This is a genomic window from Pedobacter sp. (assembly GCF_040513095.1).
Taxonomy (GTDB): Bacteria; Bacteroidota; Bacteroidia; order Sphingobacteriales; family Sphingobacteriaceae; genus Pedobacter.
In genome coordinates, this window is sequence record NZ_JBEVDX010000181.1 from 1 (window position 1) to 13,753 (window position 13,753).

General features: G+C 42.0%; 14 protein-coding genes. 9 read left to right on the top strand and 5 right to left on the bottom strand.

The genetic code is table 11. From position 1 onward, the window contains the following. The first annotated feature begins 427 nt into the window (after positions 1-427). Positions 428-1,420, top strand: coding sequence for a quinolinate synthase NadA (nadA, locus tag ABWY16_RS20010; protein ID WP_353906442.1), 993 nt, complete (start codon positions 428-430; stop codon positions 1,418-1,420). Between the two features lie 38 nt (positions 1,421-1,458). After that, the gene (thiL, locus tag ABWY16_RS20015; RefSeq protein ID WP_353906443.1) at positions 1,459-2,499 is read left to right on the top strand and encodes a thiamine-phosphate kinase; all 1,041 of its coding nucleotides are present in this window, start codon (positions 1,459-1,461) and stop codon (positions 2,497-2,499) included. A gap of 15 nt (positions 2,500-2,514) precedes the next feature. On the opposite strand, the gene ABWY16_RS20020 is transcribed toward thiL, so the two are convergent. Next, complete coding sequence (locus ABWY16_RS20020; protein WP_353906444.1) at positions 2,515-3,840, bottom strand: DNA recombination protein RmuC; 1,326 nt, start codon at positions 3,838-3,840, stop codon at positions 2,515-2,517. A 267-nt stretch (positions 3,841-4,107) separates the two neighbouring features. Between ABWY16_RS20020 and ABWY16_RS20025 the strand changes: the two genes are divergently transcribed. Further along, positions 4,108-4,803 (top strand): zinc metallopeptidase, encoded by a 696-nt coding sequence (locus ABWY16_RS20025; RefSeq protein ID WP_353906445.1) that lies wholly within the window; start codon positions 4,108-4,110, stop codon positions 4,801-4,803. Between the two features lie 29 nt (positions 4,804-4,832). On the opposite strand, the gene apaG is transcribed toward ABWY16_RS20025, so the two are convergent. Further along, the gene (gene apaG / locus ABWY16_RS20030) at positions 4,833-5,219 is read right to left on the bottom strand and encodes a Co2+/Mg2+ efflux facilitator ApaG/CorD (RefSeq protein ID WP_353906446.1); all 387 of its coding nucleotides are present in this window, start codon (positions 5,217-5,219) and stop codon (positions 4,833-4,835) included. Between the two features lie 34 nt (positions 5,220-5,253). Continuing rightward, positions 5,254-6,261 carry a tRNA dihydrouridine synthase DusB gene (dusB, locus tag ABWY16_RS20035; RefSeq protein ID WP_353906447.1) on the bottom strand — a complete coding sequence of 336 codons (1,008 nt, stop codon included), beginning with the start codon at positions 6,259-6,261 and terminating at the stop codon, positions 5,254-5,256. A 52-nt stretch (positions 6,262-6,313) separates the two neighbouring features. On the opposite strand from dusB, the gene ABWY16_RS20040 reads away from it, so the two are divergent. From ABWY16_RS20040 to ABWY16_RS20050, 3 genes are read left to right on the top strand one after another with little or no spacing between them, the layout of a single operon-like run. Next, a complete protein-coding gene (locus tag ABWY16_RS20040; RefSeq protein WP_353906448.1) occupies positions 6,314-7,246 on the top strand; it encodes a CPBP family intramembrane glutamic endopeptidase in 933 nt (310 codons plus the stop codon). After that, positions 7,227-7,436, top strand: a complete 210-nt coding sequence (locus ABWY16_RS20045) for a putative signal transducing protein (protein ID WP_353906449.1) — start codon at positions 7,227-7,229, stop codon at positions 7,434-7,436. The genes ABWY16_RS20040 and ABWY16_RS20045 overlap by 20 nt, the downstream gene beginning before the upstream one ends. After that, entirely contained in the window at positions 7,433-8,242 is an 810-nt protein-coding gene (locus ABWY16_RS20050; protein WP_353906450.1) for a phosphatidate cytidylyltransferase, read from the top strand. The genes ABWY16_RS20045 and ABWY16_RS20050 overlap by 4 nt, the downstream gene beginning before the upstream one ends. Here the strand turns inward: ABWY16_RS20050 and ABWY16_RS20055 are convergent. Both ABWY16_RS20055 and mfd read right to left on the bottom strand, forming a co-directional pair. Continuing rightward, a complete protein-coding gene (locus ABWY16_RS20055) occupies positions 8,239-8,454 on the bottom strand; it encodes a DUF3820 family protein (protein ID WP_353906451.1) in 216 nt (71 codons plus the stop codon). The two genes, ABWY16_RS20050 and ABWY16_RS20055, sit on opposite strands and share 4 nt — an antisense overlap. A gap of 9 nt (positions 8,455-8,463) precedes the next feature. Beyond that, positions 8,464-11,805 (bottom strand): transcription-repair coupling factor, encoded by a 3,342-nt coding sequence (mfd, locus tag ABWY16_RS20060; protein ID WP_353906452.1) that lies wholly within the window; start codon positions 11,803-11,805, stop codon positions 8,464-8,466. Between the two features lie 51 nt (positions 11,806-11,856). Between mfd and ABWY16_RS20065 the strand changes: the two genes are divergently transcribed. The 3 genes from ABWY16_RS20065 to ABWY16_RS20075 are packed head-to-tail and all read left to right on the top strand — an operon-like array spanning position 11,857 to position 13,688. After that, complete coding sequence (locus tag ABWY16_RS20065; RefSeq protein ID WP_353906453.1) at positions 11,857-12,198, top strand: DUF2752 domain-containing protein; 342 nt, start codon at positions 11,857-11,859, stop codon at positions 12,196-12,198. Positions 12,199-12,200: 2 nt separating this feature from the next. Continuing rightward, positions 12,201-12,563: a TM2 domain-containing protein gene (locus ABWY16_RS20070; protein WP_142528702.1), complete on the top strand. Its 363-nt coding sequence runs from the start codon at positions 12,201-12,203 to the stop codon at positions 12,561-12,563. A 27-nt stretch (positions 12,564-12,590) separates the two neighbouring features. Beyond that, on the top strand, positions 12,591-13,688 hold the full coding sequence (locus ABWY16_RS20075; RefSeq protein WP_353906454.1) for a Nif3-like dinuclear metal center hexameric protein: 1,098 nt from the start codon (positions 12,591-12,593) through the stop codon (positions 13,686-13,688). The last annotated feature ends 65 nt before the right edge of the window (positions 13,689-13,753 follow it).

Genomic DNA, 13,753 nt, shown 5'->3' on the forward strand with positions numbered 1-13,753 from the left:
CCTATTACTAAAAAATCCGCTTTTCTCATTGATTCTTGCTAATTCCACCGTCTTGTTAACAACGTTGGAAAAGTGTTAATTACATGTCTAAATAAATAGAGGAACTATTTAAGAATGTTTAAAGCTAAGGGAAAATGAGAATTACACACAATCTTTTAAGTAATTTTTAAGCAACTTTGCATCAGTTATTAACTTTTTACTCCACTACTAACAATTAACATATTCATATTGATAAGTTTTAAGTTCTAAAAATATCTGATTGTAAATCAGGCCATATTTGTCAGTAATATCTCATTTACATGTTGGTAACTATAGAACAAATCATTTAAACGAATAAAATACCCGGAGTTACAAACATTACTAACACACTAATAAACAATAGAAGTCTATTTATATTAAATAATTATTAATTATTGAAACGTTGAAAATGGATACCTTAGAAGAATTAAACAGAAGGGGATTTGTAGAAGAAAGTATCGACCCAACACTTGATCTTTTTGATGAAATTGAAAAGCTAAAAAAAGAAAAAAATGCAATTGTGCTGGCGCACTACTATCAGGAACCTGATATACAAGATGTTGCCGACTATCTGGGGGATAGTTTAGGCCTTTCTCAGGAAGCTGCAAAAACAAAGGCTGATGTGATTGTGTTTGCAGGAGTGCATTTTATGGCCGAAACTGCTAAAATTCTATCGCCGGAGAAGAGGGTTCTTTTGCCTGATGTTAAAGCAGGGTGCTCATTGGCAGATAGTTGCCCTCCCCATTTGTTTAAAAAGTTTAAAGAGAAATATCCGGATCACCTGGTGATTACCTATGTAAACTGTACAGCTGAACTAAAAGCGATGAGTGATATCGTTTGTACTTCTACCAATGCAGTTCAGATTGTAGAAAGTCTGCCAAAAGAGCAGAAGATTATTTTCGGTCCTGATAAAAACCTGGGTGCCTGGGTCGCAAAAAAAACTGGCAGGAACCTGGTTTTATGGAATGGAGCATGTATGGTGCATGAGATTTTTTCAAGAGAGAAAATCACTAAACTGAAAGAGCGCCATCCAGGAGCTAAATTTATTGCACATCCGGAATGTGAGGAAGCAGTATTACAGATGGCAGATTATATTGGCTCAACCACGGGCCTGTTAAATTATTCTATCAAAAGTGATGCAAAGGAATTTATCGTAGCCACAGAAAGCGGTATTATCCACCAGATGGAAAAAGCCAATCCTGGTAAAACATTTATTCCTGCGCCACCAAATAACAATTGTGCCTGTAACGATTGTCCTTACATGAAAAGAAACACACTCGAAAAACTATACCTGTGTTTAAAAAACGGAACGCCTGAAGTAACTGTACCGGCAGATATTATTGCCGCAGCAAGAAAACCAATCGAAAGAATGCTGGAGATATCGGCCAGCTTAGGTTTATAAAGAATTAAATATCCCTGGAGGGAATATAAAAAAAAATTATGTTTGAAAATAAAGAACGTACAGATCTGGCAGAATTAGGTGAATTTGGCCTGATCAGGCACCTGACTGATAATTTTAAGATCAGGCATGAAAGCAGTATCAAAGGGATAGGTGACGATGCTGCAGTATTGCATGCCGGAGATAAAGAAATGCTTATTTCAACAGATCTGCTGCTGGAAGGAATTCATTTTGACCTGGCTTATGTGCCGCTTATGCATTTAGGTTACAAGGCCGTTCAGGTGAATCTAAGCGATATTTATGCTATGAATGGGGTAGCTACCCAGATCACTGTTTCGCTGGGCTTATCAAGCAAATTTCCGCTCGAAGCTGTAGAAGAAATTTACAAGGGTATAGAGCTGGCCTGTAATAAATTCAATATTGACCTGATTGGTGGTGATACATCTTCCAGTAAACAGGGGCTGGTGATCAGTATAACCAGTATAGGTTTTGCTGATAAGGCTGATATTGTTTACAGGAATGGTGCAAACGAGGGTGATCTATTATGCGTCTCAGGAGACCTGGGCGGTGCCTATGTAGGCCTGCAGATTCTGGAACGTGAGAAACAGATTTTTCTGGAAAACCCGAATATCCAGCCTGATCTGGAAGGAAAAGATTATATCATTGAAAGACAGCTTAAGCCTGAGGGCAGAAGGGATATTGTAGATCTTCTTGCACAAATGAAAATTGTACCTACGTCGATGATTGATGTATCTGACGGACTGGCTTCTGAAATCATGCACATCTGCAAGGAATCTGATAAGGGCTGTACAATTTATGAGGATAAACTTCCTATTGACCCTATGACTTATGAAACTGCGAGAGAATTGGGGATAGATCCTACAGTTTGCGCGTTGAATGGCGGGGAAGATTATGAGCTGCTGTTTACGATTAAACAGGACGATTATGCCAGATTAAAGCATGATGTCGATATCAGTGTAATTGGTCACATAACCGACAGGCCTTCGGGATGTAAAATGATCTCAAAATCTAATGTAGTCCATGAACTGAAAGCTCAGGGATGGAATGCGTTTAAACTATAAATTTGATCTTTTGCCTTACAGGATCTCATCTTCTGTCAGGGCTGGGTCCAGAAATTTATGATCAATCTGTTTCGTAGTTTTTGCACCCAGCTTTTTTATTTTATCTGCTGTAGTTGCTAAATTTCCTGCTCCGGCACTGAGTTTATTAAGAGCTTTGTCATAAGCTTCATGGCTCTGCCTTATGTTTTTTCCGATATTTTCCATGTCAGTAAGAAATCCTACAAATTTATCGTACATCGTACCGCTCAAGCGGGCGATCTCCAGTACGTTCCTGTTTTGTCTTTCCTGTTTCCAGATGCTGGATATCGTACGCAGTGTTGCCAGTAAGGTGGAAGGACTTACAATAACGACTTTTCTGTCCCATGCATAATTGAAAAGTTCTGCATCTTTTTGCACCGCCATGCCGAATGATGATTCAATAGGAATAAAAAGCAGTACAAAATCCGGAGAATTGATCTGGTAAAGGGCATGATAATTTTTGCCTGAGAGGTCCTGTATATGATTTTTGAGCGAAAGCAGATGCTGTCTTACATACATATCCCTTTCTTCTTCCGTTTCTGCTGAGACATACTTTTCGTAGGCGATCAGGGAAACTTTGGCATCTACAACAATATGTTTGTCGTCTGGCAGGTCGATAATAACATCAGGCTGCACGCGGTTACCACTGGATGTATTAAAGCTGGATTGTATACGGTATTCCTGGTCTTTTACCAATCCTGACCGCTCTAAAACCCTTTCCAGTATAATTTCGCCCCAGTTGCCCTGTTTTTTATTGTCGCCCTTCAGTGCTTTAGTCAGGTTGTTTGCCTCTTCCTGAATCTGTCTGCTCTGATCCATCAGCTGTGAAATTACCCCCTTAAGTATATTCCGCTCGTCTGACTCCGCTTTGTATACGCGGTCGACCTTTTCCTCAAAAGCCTTAATATTATCCTTCAGCGGGCTTAAAATGAGTTCCATATTGGCCTTGTTCTGTAATGTAAACCTGGAGGTTTTTTCTTCGAGTATCTGATTAGCGATCTGTTCAAACTGCAGTTTAAACTGATGCTGCAGTTCTGCTATATATTTCTCCTGCTGTATTTGTTTTTCCAGCTGTGCATTGAGTATCTCCTCAGCTTTTACTGCCCTGCTCCTTTCGTTCATAAATCCTGTGCGGAGATCCGCGAGTTCATCTTCCAGACGCTGCTTCTCTTCGCGATAATAGCTGAGGTTACGCTGATGTTCCGCTTCCTTTAAATTGAGCATCTCCAGCTGGCCTGTGCTATCTGCAACCGGTTTTTTAAACAAAAGAAAAATTAAAGCGGCCATTACGATAAGCAGCAATACAATGATGATAATGTTCATTTGCTAATATTTTTATCAAAAATCTGTATTATAAACCGTTTTAACAAACTTGTTAGTAATTATCAGTTGTTTTATAGTTGTTTTATGAAGTTTTTTATAGACATAAAGTAAATGTATACCTTGTAACAGTAATCGTAAAATGCAACATTTAGTGGTCATATGGCACTTAATACGCCGATTCAGATCTGAATTTGAATTATTCGAAGTGTATACCAGCGTTAGGAACAATTTTTGATTTAGCAGGGTTGAGATATACACTATAAAAAAATGGGAACCTATTTGTTTTTTATTCTTCCGATGCTGATTGCAAGTATGTTTGTGCAATGGAAATTCAGGAGCAAATTTTCCAGATATGCCGAAATGCAACTCAATTCAGGTCTTTCTGGGCATGAAGTGGCGGAAAAAATGCTGCATGATAATGGTATTTATGATGTGAGGGTGATGAGTGCGGACGGACAATTGACTGATCACTACAACCCTGCTGATAAAACCGTTAACCTGAGTACTGATGTGTACTATGGAAGAAGTGTGGCCGCTGCGGCGGTAGCTGCTCATGAGTGCGGACATGCGGTTCAGCATGCCAAAGCCTACCACTGGCTGGAGTTACGTTCTATGATGGTTCCGGTTGTAAGTATATCCTCCAATCTTTTACAGTGGGTGCTGATTTTAGGAATACTGTTGATTGGATTTACCGGTAATCCACTTGTACTGGGAATTGGAGTTGCAGGACTGGCACTGATTACCATTTTTAGTTTCATTACCCTGCCTGTGGAGTTTGATGCCAGCAGAAGAGCGCTGATCTGGTTAAAGAATAACCGGGTAGTAATGTACACTGCTGAAGAAAATTCACAGGCCAAAGATGCGCTATGGTGGGCAGCAATGACTTATGTAGTTGCAGCATTGGGAGCATTGGCCAATTTGCTGTACTACGCCTCTATGCTCTTTGGCAGAAACAGGAATTGATTCTTCAGCTGTCATTAAGTTATTGAAACCTAATTTAAACGGTAAGGCACGATCAGCTGAAATTCAGGGATATCTACGCTGAAATCAGTTTCATCAGCTACACGGTGCATAAGATAAGTACCAGTCATTGATCCTATATCTGTAGTCAGATTACAACCAGAAACATAAGAATAACTTTCTCCGGGTTCTATGACCGGCTGGATCCCCACTACTCCCTCTCCTTCAACTTCTCTCTGGGTGCCATTGGAATCAAAAATAAACCACTGGCGGCGCATTAACTGCACTGAATAGTCGGACAGGTTTTCGACGGTGATCTGGTAAGCAAACATAAAATGCTCTTTTTCAGGATTGGAATATTCTTCCTGATAGACAGTATCTACTGAAATTTTAACGCCCTGTGTAATCGCTGTAACCATTTTAAAGATATTTATAATCAGTGTTTTTCAAAAATCAAGCCATTTCACCTTCAGGAATGATGTATTGATATTTATCTGACACTTCGTCTAAGATAGCATGTATGATTTCGATATTATCTTCTTTAACCAATAACATCCGGTAGTTTTTAAAGTCAGGCAAACCCTTAAAATAATTGGCATAATGACGTCTCATTTCAAATATACCTACTTTTGGTCCTTTCCAGGCAATGGATTTATCCAGGTGGGTACGGCATACTGCCACCCGTTCCTCGACTGTTGGCCCGGCCAGTTTCTCGCCGGTTTTAAAGTAGTGTGCGATTTCTCTGAAAATCCATGGGTAGCCGATAGCTGCACGGCCGATCATGATACCGTCAACTTCAAATTCCCTGCGCCATTGGAACGCTTTCTCCGGACTATCAACATCACCATTGCCGAACACGGGGATCTTGATCCTGGGATTTCTTTTGATATCACGGATCATCCGCCAGTCGGCCTCACCCTTGTACATCTGAGACCGCGTCCTGCCATGGATCGTAAGTGCCTGTATCCCTATATCCTGTAACCTTTCGGCCACTTCGTCAACGTTTTTGGTATTATCATCCCAGCCCAACCTGGTTTTTACTGTTACAGGCAAATGTGTAGCCCTTACTACAGCATCCGTCATTTTAACCATCTTGTCTATATCCTGCAGCAACGCTGATCCGGCACCTTTACATGCAACCTGTTTTACAGGGCAGCCATAATTGATATCAATCAGGTCTGGTTTTGCCAGGGTAGCAATTTCAGTAGCCTCATGCATTGTTGCAATTTCACTGCCGAATATCTGAATACCGATAGGCCTTTCATACTCAAATATATCGAGTTTCTGACGGCTTTTTGCAGCATCGCGGATGAGTCCTTCAGAAGAAATAAATTCTGTGTACATCATATCTACCCCACTTTGTTTACATACAAAACGGAATGGGGGATCGCTCACATCTTCCATCGGTGCAAGCAATAAAGGGAACTCTCCCAGGTCAATATTTCCTATCTTTACAGACATTTTTCTATCTTCAGTGCAAAATTAAGATACAAAGGTACAAAAATCCCCAATAATGAATTTCAGTCTGGCTCCAAGAGAAGAAAAATCAGCTTATTCCCAATTGCTTATCCTTGCCTGTTACGCGCTGGCAGGGACGATCATAGGCTCTGTGTTAAGCCTAGCTGCACTGGTTTCATTGTACGGCACGTCGATATTGCAGAACACTGCGGGATTGTCTGGCGGAGATCCTGCTTACCTGAACGGACTTCGGATTGCCCAGTCGCTTACATCCATTTGTTTATTCTTGATGCCCCCTGTTCTGCTTGCAATCACCGAAAAAACGCGGATAAACAAATTTTATGGATTTAAGGCACCCCGTCCTTTTGTGCTGCTTGTTGTATTTCTGATCATGCTGTGCTCGGTTCCGCTGATGGAATGGATGACGCTGCTGAACCAGAAAATGGTTTTGCCTGATGCGCTGAAGTCAGTTGAAAACTGGATGCGCGAGAAAGAAGAAGCGGCGATGAATATGACGATCTTATTACTAAGGATCAGGGGTTTCGGAGAGTTTATGGTCAATATCTTTATCATTGCCCTGCTGCCTGCGGCTGCAGAAGAACTGCTTTTCAGAGGCGGGATACAAAGATCATTCAGCAGAATGTTTAACAATCCCCATGTGGCGATCTGGGTATCTGCCTTTATTTTCAGTGCTATCCATGTCCAGTTCTTTGGTTTTTTCCCAAGATTGTTTCTGGGGGCAGCATTTGGATATATCTACCTGTGGACTGGCAGTTTATGGTATGCAATGTTTGCGCATTTCCTGAACAATGCCTATGCGGTTTGTCAGGCATGGTATTTACAGGTACACCATATCCCGCTGGACCAGGCTGATAATTCTTCATATTTTCCATGGTATGCATCTGTTATTAGCTTAATTTTGAGCATATTTTTATTCAAGTATTTAAAAGATAAAACCAAAGAGAGCAATGGAGAACAATTGGGTTAAGGTTTACACTACACAGGATCCTATCACGGCAGAGATCATCAAACAGGGATTGATAGAAAATGAGATTGCGGCAGTGATCATGAATAAAAAAGATTCTTCATACCAGACTTTCGGAACAGTAGATGTAATGGTGAGCGAGGCTGATCTGGAAGCTGCGGATGCCTATATAAAATCTACGGAGACCGAATGAAAACAAGGGCGATAACTGCGTTTTTCTTCACTATTGTGATGCTGGGATCTATCTTTCTTGGCGCTTATACCTTCACAGGATTTTATCTGCTGCTGAGTGTTTTTGCCCTGGCAGAGTTTTATACGCTGATCAGGACAGCTTCGATCAATCCTCATACGGTTATTGGTTTGATTGTAAGTGCATTGGTTTTTGTGCTGAATGCCGGTTATCATTTTTTTGTTGTGGAGTTTAAATATGTTCTGTTGCTCATTCCATTGGTATCTGCGGTATTTCTGTTTGAGCTTTATAGAAAAGACAAGTCGCCCTTTAGCAATATCGCCTATACTTTTACAGGGTTATTTTTTGTGACCGTTCCCTTCTGCTTTTATTATTCTCTTGGGTTTTTGAGCGACTGGAACCTGTACAACTATCATCTTCCCCTCGCTTTTTTACTGATGTTATGGGCAAGCGATACAGGTGCTTATCTGTTTGGACGGAAGTTAGGTGCACATAAGTTATTTGAGCGCCACTCCCCGAAGAAAACCTGGGAAGGCTTTTTTGGAGGCATGTTCACAAGTGTACTGGTATCATTTATTATTTCCTTCTTTTTTAAAGAAATAGGCTTTCTGGTTTGGGCCGGTATGGCTGTGCTGATTGTGAGTTTCGGAACGCTGGGAGACCTGGTAGAGTCTATGCTCAAAAGGAGTTTAAATGCGAAGGATTCAGGAAATCTGTTGCCGGGACATGGCGGATTGCTGGACAGGTTTGATGGTTTGCTGATTGCGGCGCCTATCGTATATGCTTATTTGTACCTTGTATTGAATTAACGGGAATTTCTGATGGGCCTGAGTAAATACTCCAGTCCGTTCAGCCTGATTTCGTACATGGTGCCTAACAGTGCGCCCAGTTTACCCGGAGGGAAGCCTTTGCTGTGGAACCAGACCAGATAAGTTTCCGGAAGATCACAAAGTAATCTGTCCTTATACTTGCCAAAAGGCATTTTCATCGTGACCAGGTCAGTTAGCAGGTTAGGGTCCATCTTTTCTGTTTAATTTGCCACCATTTCCAGCATTTCTATCGCATCTTCCACGGTTCTCAGGTCTTCGAAAGCTATCCGGAGTGTATCCTTTACTTCTTTCAGGTTACACATCCGCGGATGCTGCTGCGCAAAGTTCAGTACCCTGTGAAACATTTCTGAATCAAAGAAGTTGCTTTGTTTGTTGGCTATGAAATACCCTCTCAGTACACCTTTTTTATAGCTCAGCTTTTCAAAGCCTAGTTTTTTGGCAGACCATTGCAGCCGAAGGACACTCAGCATCGTTTTTACAGGCTTCGGGACATTACCAAACCGGTCTTTCAAAGAGGTTTCAAAGGCTTTCAGCTGCTCCTCGGTATCCAGTTTGGAAAGCTCTGTATAAAGGTTATAACGCTCTGTAATATTCGTTACATAATCATCAGGGATATACAATTCGAGATCAGTATCGATTTGTGTAAAGCTTACAAAAGGACGGGCCTTATCATCCTGGAAAAGATCTTTGAACTCATCAGATTTTAGCTCCTGAATGGCTTCATCCAATATTTTATGATACATTTCAAACCCGATCTCGGCGATAAATCCACTTTGTTCTGCACCCAGGAGGTTACCGCTTCCCCGAATGTCCAGATCACGCATAGCGATGTTAAAACCGCTGCCCAGGTCTGAGAACTCTTCTATTGCACTTAAACGTTTCCTTGCTTCTGATGTTAATGTAGACAGAGGTGGGCTCAGCAGGTAACAGAAAGCTTTTTTATTTGATCTGCCGACACGTCCGCGCATCTGGTGAAGATCGCTTAGCCCAAACATATGTGCATGGTTAATGATGATCGTATTGGCATTTGGAATATCCAGACCGGCTTCAATGATGGTGGTAGCTACCAGAACATCTTTTTCGCCATTGATAAAATCGAGCATCACATCTTCGAGTGCATCTCCGTCCAGCTGTCCGTGGGCAATACCAATTCTTGCTTTAGGTACCAGTGTCTGTATCAGTCCACCCAATTGGGGAAGATCATTCACCCTGTTATGGATAAAAAATACCTGCCCGCCCCTGTCCAGCTCAAATTGAACAGCTTCCTGGATCAGTTTATCATTGAAAACGTGAAGTTCTGTATTTACGGCCTGCCTGTTTGGCGGTGGTGTGCTCATGATTGAAAGATCCCTTGCGCCCATCAGTGAAAAATGGAGCGTTCTTGGGATAGGCGTTGCGGTAAGGGTAAGCGTATCTACGTTTACACGCAATGCACGCAGTTTTTCTTTGGCTGATACCCCAAACTTCTGTTCTTCATCGATGATCATGATGCCGAGCGACTTAAACTTAACGTCTTTGCTCAGCAGCCGGTGGGTACCGATGATAATATCTATTTTACCTTCTTCTACCAACGCCAGGGTCTCTTTAATCTGTTTACTTGTCTTGAAACGGTTGATATAGTCTACCCGGCATGGAAAGTCCTTCAGACGGCCTGAAAATGTCTTGAAATGCTGTAAAGCAAGGATAGTAGTAGGTACCAGGACTGCAGCCTGCTTGCCATTGGCAACAGCTTTAAATGCTGCACGGATCGCAATTTCCGTTTTTCCAAAGCCTACATCCCCACAGACCAGTCGGTCCATCGGATGCGGAGCTTCCATATCTTTTTTCACATCGTTGGTGGCCTTCATCTGATCCGGGGTATCTTCATAAATAAATGAAGCCTCCAGTTCAGTTTCCAGATAACCATCCGGGTCAAAAGCAGTACCCACCTGTGATTTTCTCAGGGCATACAGCTTGATCAGGTCCCGGGCGATATCTTTAACTTTTTTTTTTGTAGTTTTCTTGAGTTTATCCCAGGCTTCTGTGCCCAGTTTATTCATTTTTGGCGCAGTGCCATCTTTACCACTGTACTTCGCAATCCGGTTGAGTGAGTTGATGTTCACATACAGCAGGTCGTTATCGGCATAAATCAGCCTGATCATTTCCTGGGTTTTGCCATTTACCTCTACTTTTTCTAGTCCGGCGTATTTACCGATACCATGGTCAATATGCGTCACAAAATCTCCGGGTTTAAGGTCCCTGAGATCCTTCATCGTAATCGCCTGACTACGCTGGTACCCTCTTTTCAACTTGTATTTGTAGAACCTGTCAAAAATCTGATGGTCAGTATACAGTGCAATCTGTTGCTGCGGATCGATAAAACCTTCGCGCAGCTGAATATTTACGGGAACAAATTTTACTGATTTATCAATGTCATCGAGTATCGCGTATAACCGTTCCGTCTGTTTTGGAGATGAGCTGGAGATAAAATTAAAGATCCCGTTCTTTTCATTTTCCTTGATATTATTGATCAGCAAATGGAAATCCTTATTAAAGGAAGGCTGTGGTTTGGTATCAAACAGGAGAACATTCTCTGTCCGGTAAAAGAACTGCTTTCCAAATTCTATGAGGGCGAAATCATGGACGATATCCCCTATCATTTTTTCATCAGAAAAAGCAAATTTAGGATCTATCCAGTCCAGGTTTTCCTGTTTTTCTTTCGCCGGCAGGGCTTTCCATAATTCTACAGCTTTTTTGTAACCTCCTTTAATGATATCCAGGGTAAACTCTACATCCTTAAACCAAAGCTGCGTATCCTTTTCAATATAATCCAGCAGGTTGATATTACTTTCTGTGAGGTATTTCGACTGCACATTCGGAATGATGGTAAGGGTTTTTACATCCTCTACAGAAAGCTGGGTTTCGATTTCGAAAGTCCTGATGCTCTCTACTTCATCCCCGAAAAACTCAATCCGGTAAGGGAGATCATGTGAGAAAGAGAAAATATCTACTATACCTCCCCTGATGGAGAACTGTCCCGGCTCATACACAAAATCGGTACGGTCGAAATCATAATCGATCAGGAATTCGTTGATAAAATCAATCCCTAATTTGATACCAAGACTGATTTCGAGGGTGTTTTTTTCGAGAACACTTCTGTCAATTACCTTTTCAGCCAGGGCCTCGGGATAGGTGACAACTATCTTTCCAAATGAAGACTGGTGGTTGAGCTCGTTGAGCACTTCTGCCCTGGCAAGTACATTACCAGTATCTACCTGGGTAAAATCAAATGATTTGCGGAAGGAAGAGGGGAAAAGAAGCACTTCTTTCTCAAGGATACTCTCCAGGTCGGCCATAAAGTAAGCAGCCTCTTCCCTGTCGGGCAAAATAAACAGCTGGGGTTTATGCAGCAGGAAATAGGTTGCTATAGCAATAACAGCATCGGCAGAACCCACTAATCCCTTTAGCTGAAGTTTAGTACCTTTACCCGTGTTGAGTGTCTTTGCCAGCGCTTCGATGCGCTCATCAGTTTTATATCTGTTGATCAGGTCGCGAATATTCACTCTGCAAATGTAAGATTTATCAATTGCTAATCTGTAACAATGCCGCCATTAATGACTCTAAAATTCAAAAGAGGGAAGCCAAAGTGGTTGATGCGTTTTCCTTTGGAACTGTTTTTCTGGATTGCCGCCTTTATCTTTCTGGCGATGGCAAAACCGGCATTACATCCCGGGGATATCCATTTTACTTTTTGTCCTCTGGCCAACATGGGAGTAACCTGGTGCCCGGGATGCGGTTTGGGAAGAGCAATAACACTGATCTTCCAGGGCAGCTTCAGGGAAAGTTTAAAATACCACTGGCTTGGAATTCCTGCAGTACTGATCATAGGTTACAGAATTGTGATACTTGGAAGGTACCAGTGGAATAAAATAATGAACAAAAGAAAGGAGAAATAATTATGTACAATTCACCATTTATGATGCTTCCGGGCATCTCGCCACAAGAGTTTTCTTATTTACAAACGGCAACTACGGGCTTTAGTGAACAGCAATTGAATGGATTTCTTCTTGTGTACAGCAGTAAAAGAAGGAGTCCTGATGATATGATCCTGTATTGTGTACTGGGATTTTTCGTGCCCGGGCTGGCCCGCTTTCTGGTGAACCAGATCGGAATGGGTATCCTGTACTTTTTTACTTATGGACTTTGCGCAATCGGTACTATTATAGACCTGGTTAACTACAAGAGCCTGGCTTTTGAATATAACCAGAAAATGGTTTTTGAAAGTCTGCAACTCGTAAAAATGGGCAGCAGCATCCAATAATTGCCATTTGGATCGTATATTTACGGAATGAGATTAGCTGTGTTGATCAAACATCTGGAAGAATATGCACCGCTGAACTACCAGGAAGATTACGATAATTCCGGGTTGCTTACCGGCGATGTGAACCAGGAAATTACTGCGGCACTGGTTGCCCTCGACTGTGTGGAGGAGATCGTTGATGAGGCTATTGCCAAAGGCTGTAACCTCATCATTACCCATCACCCCATTGTATTTAAGGGACTGAAAAAACTAACCGGCAGGACTTATGTAGAACGTGTCGTGCTGAAGGCTGTTAAAAATAACATCGCCTTATATGCTATTCATACCAATCTTGACAGTGTTCATAATGGGGTAAACGGTGTGATTTGCAACCGTCTTGGTCTGCAGCAGGCCAAAATTCTCCAGCCCCGTTCAGGCCTTTTAAAAAAACTTGTAACTTTTTGTCCTGTAGCCCAGGCGTCCGGGCTGAGGGAAGCCCTCTTCGCTGCGGGAGCCGGGAATATAGCCGCTTACAGTGACTGCAGTTTTAATACTGAAGGTACCGGCACCTTTAAAGCAGGGACTGGCACACAGCCTTTCGTGGGTCAACACGGTATGCAGCACCAGGAGCCTGAAACCAGGATTGAGACGATCTATTTTGTGCAGCAGGAACGCAAGGTCCTGCTGGCCCTGCTTGAAAATCATCCTTACGAAGAGGTTGCCTACGATATTTATGCACTTGAAAATAAAACAGATACCGTTGGATCTGGAATGGTAGGCTGGCTGGAACCGGAAATGGAGGCCACAGAATTTCTGGCTTTTGTGAAATCCACGATGAATGTCAGCGTGATCAGGCATACGCGACCTACAGGTAAAATGATCAAAAAAGTGGCTGTTTGCGGTGGTTCCGGCAGTTTTTTGCTGGGTCAAGCAATTGCCGCAGGAGCGGATGCTTTTATTACGGCAGATTTCAAGTACCATGAGTTTTTTGATGCGGATGGAAAACTGATGATTGCCGATATCGGACACTTTGAAAGTGAACAATTTACATCCGATTTGTTGATAGATATTATTCGGGAAAAATTTCCTAACTTTGCGATCCGTTTAACGGAGCATAATACAAACCCCATAAATTATTTCATTTAATGGAACAAACTGTAGAGCAAAAGCTAAAAGCTTTATACGAATTACAAACCCTTCATACAAAAATT